General features: G+C 51.1%; 7 protein-coding genes, 2 tRNA genes and 1 pseudogene. 5 read left to right on the plus strand and 5 right to left on the minus strand.

Annotation, left to right across the window (positions count from 1 at the left end; translation table 11 throughout):
• Positions 1–63: 63 nt before the first annotated feature.
• Positions 64–139 (minus strand) — tRNA-Ala (locus HOM51_03300).
• A 158-nt stretch (positions 140–297) separates the two neighbouring features.
• Here HOM51_03300 and HOM51_03305 point away from each other — a divergent pair.
• From HOM51_03305 to folD, 3 genes are read left to right on the plus strand one after another with little or no spacing between them, the layout of a single operon-like run.
• The gene (locus HOM51_03305) at positions 298–597 is read left to right on the plus strand and encodes a YggT family protein (protein MBT5033527.1); all 300 of its coding nucleotides are present in this window, start codon (positions 298–300) and stop codon (positions 595–597) included.
• 6 nt (positions 598–603) lie between these two features.
• Entirely contained in the window at positions 604–924 is a 321-nt protein-coding gene (locus HOM51_03310) for a DUF167 domain-containing protein (protein MBT5033528.1), read from the plus strand.
• Entirely contained in the window at positions 917–1,798 is an 882-nt protein-coding gene (folD, locus tag HOM51_03315) for a bifunctional methylenetetrahydrofolate dehydrogenase/methenyltetrahydrofolate cyclohydrolase FolD (GenBank protein ID MBT5033529.1), read from the plus strand. The genes HOM51_03310 and folD overlap by 8 nt, the downstream gene beginning before the upstream one ends.
• Here the strand turns inward: folD and HOM51_03320 are convergent, their stop codons facing one another.
• Positions 1,799–2,407, minus strand: coding sequence for a hypothetical protein (locus HOM51_03320; GenBank protein ID MBT5033530.1), 609 nt, complete (start codon positions 2,405–2,407; stop codon positions 1,799–1,801).
• A 120-nt stretch (positions 2,408–2,527) separates the two neighbouring features.
• On the minus strand, positions 2,528–3,436 hold the full coding sequence (locus HOM51_03325) for a hypothetical protein (protein MBT5033531.1): 909 nt from the start codon (positions 3,434–3,436) through the stop codon (positions 2,528–2,530).
• A gap of 110 nt (positions 3,437–3,546) precedes the next feature.
• Here HOM51_03325 and lepA point away from each other — a divergent pair, with 110 nt between their 5' ends.
• On the plus strand, positions 3,547–5,349 hold the full coding sequence (gene lepA, locus HOM51_03330) for an elongation factor 4 (protein MBT5033532.1): 1,803 nt from the start codon (positions 3,547–3,549) through the stop codon (positions 5,347–5,349).
• Between the two features lie 3 nt (positions 5,350–5,352).
• Here lepA and HOM51_03335 read toward each other — a convergent pair whose 3' ends face one another.
• The gene (locus HOM51_03335; protein MBT5033533.1) at positions 5,353–5,958 is read right to left on the minus strand and encodes a hypothetical protein; all 606 of its coding nucleotides are present in this window, start codon (positions 5,956–5,958) and stop codon (positions 5,353–5,355) included.
• Positions 5,959–6,105: 147 nt separating this feature from the next.
• On the opposite strand from HOM51_03335, the gene HOM51_03340 reads away from it, so the two are divergent.
• Positions 6,106–6,195, plus strand: a tRNA-Ser gene (locus HOM51_03340).
• A 243-nt stretch (positions 6,196–6,438) separates the two neighbouring features.
• Here HOM51_03340 and HOM51_03345 read toward each other — a convergent pair.
• Positions 6,439–7,602, minus strand: a pseudogene (locus tag HOM51_03345) (hypothetical protein).
• Positions 7,603–7,725 lie beyond the last annotated feature (123 nt).

Here is a 7,725-nt window from a genome sequence, read left to right on the forward strand (position 1 = left end):
AATCAAATAATTTGACCTGTCCCAGAAGAGCCCTCGATACAGAAATAGACTTTAGCTTTAAAATGGTGGAGCCGATCGGGATCGAACCGACGACCTCCACGTTGCGAACGTGGCGCTCTCCCAACTGAGCTACGGCCCCATTAATTAAAATCGACATTCCGCACCAATTGAGGGTGCAAAGTGGCGGGATAATGTTGATAGGGAGCTTGACTGTCAAGGCCGTGTTCATGGGCTTGCGTCTGCTGGGGACGGAAGCTAGGTTTAGCACCGGTTAAGATAAAAGTTACGGATTGTTATATGGATGTCATAGCGGTACCTCTTCTCCGGCTTTTGCTGGGCCTTATCGACCTTTATATGTGGATTGTGATCATCTCTGTGATCATGAGCTGGCTTGTCACGTTTAATGTGATCAACTCATCGAACAAATTCGTATATTTGGTGTTGGATTTAACCTATCGTGCCACTGAGCCTGCCCTAGCAAAAATTCGGCGATTTATGCCAAACTTAGGGGGCTTGGATTTATCCCCGGTGGTGCTGATCTTCATCCTGATCTTTATTAAGGATATGCTATTTCGGGTTCTTCTGCGGTTTATGTAAATAGCCATGCCTGTCCGCGAAGAAGCTGGGGGGATCAAGATAACTATCAGATTAACGCCGAAAGCATCTGCTAACCGGATCATCGGTGTGCGCACCACTTCTGATGGTAGTCAGGTGCTGAACGCATCGGTGACAGCGGTCCCTGAAAAGGGAAAAGCCAACACTGCATTATTGAAGTTACTTGCCAAGACATGGGGAATTCCCAAAACGGCGATGAGCATTCGGGCAGGCAGCAAAAATCGCCGAAAAACCGTTTTTATAGAAACCACCGACGCGGAAGTTTTAACCCGCATACAAAAGTGTATCGAACAGGAGCCAAATGGCTGACGCAAGACTCATCGACGGAAAGGCCTTTGCCGCAAATATCCGCAAAGCTGTGGCAGAAAAGGTTGTTGGGCTTTGGGAAAACCACGGACTAACCCCTAAGCTGGCGGTCGTCTTGGTTGGCGAAGACCCCGCCAGCGCTATCTATGTGCGCAATAAGGACAAGGCTTTAAGTGACGCGGGCATGGAATCCCAGCAGTACACCCTGCTCGCGGAAACAACTGAAGAGGAATTGCTGGCCCTGATCGCCCAATTGAACGCGAACCCAGGCATTCACGGTATTTTAGTCCAACTGCCCCTGCCCGACCCTATTTCCGTCGATACAGTGATTAACGCCATCGACCCGGAGAAAGATGTCGATGGTTTTAACGTGATTAACGTGGGGCGACGCGTCGCAGGGATCGAACCTGCTGTCACGCCCTGCACGCCGCTTGGATGTTTGCTGATGTTGAAAGACGTTTTAGGCGATTTGTCGGGGAAGCGGGCGCTGGTCGTTGGACGTTCGGGTATCGTCGGAAAGCCGATGGCGGCGTTATTGACGAACGAAAATTGTACCGTAACCGTCGCGCATTCCAGGACTCAGGATCTCGCGGAAGAATGCCGACGGGCGGATATCATAATTGCGGCCATTGGTCGGCCCAAAATGATCAAAGGTGACTGGATCAAACCGGGCGCGGCAGTCATCGACGTGGGAATTAACAGGATCGAAACCGACGACGGAAAAACCCGTCTGGTCGGTGATGTGGATTTTGCGGAGGCGGTAAAGGTAGCAGGGGCAATTACCCCTGTCCCAGGGGGAGTCGGGCCGGTGACAATAGCTTGCCTGTTGCGAAATACCCTAGATGCCGCCTGTCGCCAGACCGGATTTGACGTTTAGCTACTCTTTAAAACGATCAAACACCCGGCCAAAGCGCCAGCGCTTGAACATGACGTCTTTATAGATACCTGACTTGTAGAACGGATCACCCTCCAACAATTTCCGACCAGCGTCCAAGTCGGGCAGGTCCAGCAGCCAGATACTGCCGACGGATTCGGTTCCCTCGTCATTAAGAAGCGGGCCACGCGTCATGACCATATTGCCATGTTCCTCTAGATAGGCTTCATGCGCGTCGCGGTTTTTAATGCGCTTTGCCATTCCCCCCGGATGATCGAGCCCATAAAATAATGCCTGAATGTTGCCCTCTGTGCGCGGACAATCGCGCCAGCTGTGTGGCACTGAGCCCTTCCAGCGGTGGATGCTCCAACGTTTCTGTATGCCGCCTGTAACGTAGGGTTCGTCTTCAATGTGTTTGACGGCCGCCGCGTGGTCAGGAAGATCAAGGATTCGGAAACTGCCCAAATCCTCCGTTTCATCATCGTCTGTAAAAGGGCCCGCGAAGAGGGTCTGATCATCAAAATTTTTCAAATAAGACAAATGCGCGGTTCTGTGCACGTCCCGCAAAGCGGCCGAGCCAGGTTCGTCGTGAACTAAAAAAGAAAAATGCATGGTCTCTCCGGCTCGAAAGTTCTAGATGAATAAATTCTTATTAAACCAGGAACTTGTTTAAGGGGCGTACCTATGTGTCGTCAAGTCGGGTGGGTACTCCTCTCGTAATTTTGTAATACCTCACGGGCTAATGTTTAACCGATACAGCAGTATCCTATTATTATATGTATCGGCAATCCAGACTCGATCCCCTTTTACATCCACACCTTCCGGTTTCCTTAATTGATTGACCCCCGTGCCAGCGGTTCCCGTGCCGATGGTATGAATCAGGCGGTATTGGTGATCGAAAACCTTGACCTTATTATTGTATTCATCGGCAACCCAGAGCCAGCCTCTCGCATCAAAGGCGATATATTTGGGTTCGTTGAAGTCATAACCCGGTCCTCCGAGAATACGTTCCAATTTCAAGTTCTTATCGAGAATTTTAATCCGCGCATTACCTGAATCGACTACGAAGACCTTACCGTCGGCTCGGGCTTCTATATCGTGGGGACGTGTGAACTCATCAATACTGCGCGTGGTATTTTCGCCCGCCTTCATGATGGGCTTACCATTTCGATAGGCAATGACTGTTCCGCCGCCGGTATCAGTCGCATAAATCAAGCCATTTGGTCCCGGCGTCACCCCTTCGGGGCTGGTCAGGCCCTTGCCGAATGTGGCTATTTTCTTCCCCGTGTTACCGGATAACTGAAAAACGACAATTCGGTCATTGCCGCTGTCGGCGACCATCAGGCGCCCTTGGGAATCAAAGGAAACATCGTGCGGGCTGTCTAAGTCTTTGTCGCCAATAACACCGATTGTCTTCAGGGAATTCGGGTCCAACACCTTAACCGCATTGTTGTCGAGGTCGGCCACATACAGTCGCGTGCCGTCTGGCGATAACGCCACATCATGGGGATGACTGAAGGATGTATCAGAAACCACGCTGCGTGTGGTCGTGATTGTGCCGGGTTCTTTGTCAGCAGCATGAAGAGGCGCGCCGGTTAGACTCAGAACCGTGAAAAGTATTGCCCAGGTAAATTTCTGCATATGTCACCCCTCTCACGCCATTATTAATGTTCCTTGGCGGAAGGTGAAGCATAAATAACCCGTTCTCGCGGCCTTGTGAGACAGTCTCCTCAATGATAGAAGCCCAGCAAATGACTGACCTTAAACATATCCGCAACTTTTCCATCGTTGCCCATATTGATCACGGTAAATCAACTCTGGCCGACAGGCTGATCCAGATTTGCGGTGGATTGAGTGATCGCGAGATGAAAGAGCAAGTGCTCGATTCCATGGAAATCGAGCGCGAGCGCGGCATCACCATCAAGGCTCAGACCGTGCGCCTTGATTACAAGGCTGCCGACGGTGAAACCTATCAGTTAAATTTGATGGACACGCCGGGCCATGTGGATTTCGCTTATGAAGTCAGCCGCTCTTTAGCTGCGTGCGAAGGGTCGTTATTGGTGGTTGATGCGACCCAGGGTGTTGAGGCGCAGACCTTGGCAAACGTCTATCTCGCGTTGGATAACAACCACGAAATCGTGCCGGTTCTAAATAAAATCGATCTCCCTGCCTCTGAACCAGAACAAATAAAAACCCAAATTGAAGACGTCATCGGCTTGGATACGTCAGAAGCGCTAGAAATTTCGGCCAAAACCGGAGCGGGGGTTGCGGACGTGCTGGAAGCGCTGGTGACCAAGCTGCCACCGCCGGAGGGCGATGCCAAACTCCCGTTGAAGGCCTTGCTGGTCGACAGTTGGTATGATCCTTATTTGGGCGTGATGATTTTGGTTCGGGTCCACGACGGTGAACTCCGGCGCGGTATGAAAATTAAAATGATGGCGTCGGATGCAACCTATCAGGTTGACCAAGTCGGATACTTTACCCCAAAGACTGAAAAAGTTGATGTCCTCGGCCCGGGTGAGGTCGGCTATATTACGGCGTCCATCAAAACCGTCGCCGATACTCAAGTGGGCGATACCATTACCGATGAGAAACGCGAAACTGCGGAACCTCTGGCAGGTTTCAAGCCGTCCGTTCCGGTCGTATTTTGCGGCCTGTTTCCCGTGGACGCGGGCCAATATGAGGAATTGCGCGACTCCCTTCAAAAGCTCCATCTGAACGACGCGAGTTTTCATTATGAGGCTGAAACATCCGCAGCACTCGGGTTTGGCTATCGCTGTGGATTCCTAGGTCTGCTTCATCTTGAAATCGTGCAGGAACGATTGGAGCGGGAATTCGATCTCGATCTGATTACAACATCGCCTAGCGTGGTCTATCACCTGCAACTCAACGACGGCAGCATGATCGAACTACACAATCCAGCCGACATGCCCCCGCCAGAAAAGATCGCGTCTATGGAGGAGCCCTGGATCAAAGCGACGATCTTAGTTCCCGATGAATTCTTAGGCTCGGTGCTTCAATTATGCACTGAACGCCGCGGCGAACAGGTTGAACTGACCTATGTTGGCAACCGGGCGATGCTGGTTTATCGCCTGCCTTTGAACGAAGTCGTGATTGATTTTTATGATCGGCTAAAATCGGTCTCCCGCGGGTACGCAAGTTTTGATTACGAAATGGATGGCTATTTGGAAGCTGACTTGGCCAAGGTGTCAATTCTGGTCAACGCCGAATTGGTCGATGCGCTCAGCTTCATTGTTCACAAGAATCACTCTGAAACCCGCGGCCGGGCGATTTGTGATCGCCTGAAGGACCTCATCCCCCGGCAGCTCTTCAAGATTGCCATCCAGGCAGCCATCGGTGGTAAGGTCATTGCGCGCTCCACGGTTTCAGCCATGCGCAAGGATGTGACCGCGAAATGCTACGGCGGCGATGTCACCCGAAAACGGAAACTGCTGGATAAGCAAAAGAAGGGCAAAAAACGGATGCGCCAATTCGGCAGGGTTGAAATACCGCAGTCGGCCTTCCTAGAGGCGCTTAAATCAGGCGACGATTGATATTCATTCGGGTTGCTTCTTTTCCAGCGAGGCCGAACGGTTCAGGTCAATCTCTTCACTTAGTTCATTGAGTGGATTCTCCCGATCCATATTCTCAGGAAACGAATCGTTCGGGTCCCATTCTTCCATATAGGCTTCTTGCGTGCGCTTATCGTGCTCGGCATCGGATTCTTCATCTTCGTCGGGTTCTTCGTAATTTTCTTCTTCGAAGCTAGACCCGATATCTCCCTCTTCATCGTCATACCCCTCCAAGCGGGCATTCCGGACCAAGTCGTCAATTAAATAGAGCGACTCCTCATCAATTGGCTCCGACGATCTTTTGCTGGCAGGTCGGCAATAGATCACCAATGCCATACCGGGCACGCCCGCGACAATCCAGGCGGGGAACGAAAAAATCGCCAGCACAAAGGGGTCCCAGAGGACGGGATAAATATCTTCGACTGCGTGCCGGGCAAAGATCAGCGTTTTTGGTGACAAGGCACTCCAGAGTTCTTGGGTGGATACAAAAAGGCCCTTCATATGATAAATCGCGCGGACACCGCCTTCCGCCGCAGCTGAGACGAAGGCAACGATTAACAAAACAATGCCGGTGAAAAATAGAGGTGCCATGCGCCATCATACCCTGCCCAGTACGTGGCAAAATACAATTTTTTACACTCTAACCAATATTCATTTTAATCGCGAGCAAAACCGTTGCAGCAACGGGCGTCCTCGGGTAGGTTCCGGCACCGAATGCGGACACACCTGTCCGCCAAAGGAGGGGTGGCCGAGTGGCTGAAGGCGCACGCTTGGAAAGCGTGTATGCGGGAAACCGTATCGAGGGTTCGAATCCCTCTCCCTCCGCCAACCAGTCCCCTGCGAACCGACCAAATTCCCCACAATTCCTAATAAGCCGAATTCGCTTTTTATCTTCAAAGGCTTACGAAGGCGTATGCATCAATTGGCTTGGGGAGACCGTTCGATTGGGGCGATTCTCTGGTTAAATATGGGCAATATCTCTGTAGGCCATTTTGGTGGTACGGTTCAGGGCTATGTGCCAAGAAAAAGGCCCCGAATTGGGGGCGTTTGGAATGTAGGCGGTTTAGTTGTTCAAGAAAGGTTTAGGGAAGTTTCTTGTTCCTTCCAGGATAGAGGCAATTCCGGTAAGCGCATGAGCTTTGCGGCGGTGAGGTCTGGTGGGTGCTGACCGTTCAGAATCTTTTCGGTCAGGCTTGGCGTTAGGGTTGCGATGCGAAACAGCCTGGATATGTAGGATGGGGTTACTTTTTCTTGGCGGGCGAGGTCGGAGATGCTGAGGTTTTCTGATTGGGTGATTTGTTCGATGAGGCGGTGGCTGCGTGATATCAATTTTATCAATGCTAGGTCTGGGCGTTCTTCGTCACTGGCTTCACCAAAGATCAGCCTCATCTCCATGCCGCACCTTTTGAGGCTGGCTTTTTCGGTGAGGCGGATGGTTTCATCTTTTGAGTCTTCCTCCTGGCATGACTCCAATTTGCAGCCGAGTGCATTCACAAGCCCTGTAATGGAAACTTGAAGTTCAATCTCGTTCTCTTGAAGGGTGGTTCGTTTTAGAACTTGGCTCAGTATTACCCGCCGTTCTTCCGTCCTGCCTTGCTTCAGTTTGTTAGAGATGCCGATGGCGTTCAGGCTGAGGTCCTTTAGGTCGTGCGCGTCATTGACCAGATGCCCAATCTCATCATGAACGAGGGCTGGGCTGGAGATAAATCGATGCAATCTGTTAAGTACAATTGTTTCAATGTCGCTGGCGGGAATTCGCAGACCTTTGTTTGTTGGTGTGCCGGTGGTTAAAGACCTTGAGACGTAATAACGATATCTCTTGGTGCCCGACGATGTCTTCTTCACCGCATGGCTTGGTGTCAGACGCTGCCCTTCAGAATCATAAAGGAGTCCGGCAAGAAGACTGGGGTTTTTACAGCCGACCCCGGTACGGGTCCGAACTTGGTTGCTGTTTAAGATCGTTTGAACGTGATCCCAAAGATCCTGGTCGATGATGGCGGTGTGTTGGCCTGGGAAGACTTTGCCGTTGTGGCTGATCTCGCCAATATACAGGTGGTTCCGCAAGATGGTGTAGAGCGCGCCCCTGGTAATGAGGTTGCCACCACTTTGTTTTCCAGCGTTGCTAATACGGACCTTGCTAACAATGCCGTTCTTATCAAGAGTCCTTTTTAAGGCATGAACCGATTTTACGTTCTCATAGGTACGAAAGATGTGACGGACAGTTTCTGCTTCGGTCTCATTTGTCTAACGTCAGCGCCTATGGAACAAATTAGCGGGATTGCATAAGAGAGGATTTTTAGCTCATCGTAGTGACCGAAGGGAACGAAGATGAGACAGAAATCGCAGACACGTCAGACG

The sequence above is a fragment of the Rhodospirillaceae bacterium genome (assembly GCA_018660465.1).
In the GTDB taxonomy this organism is placed as follows: domain Bacteria; phylum Pseudomonadota; class Alphaproteobacteria; order Rhodospirillales; family JABJKH01; genus JABJKH01.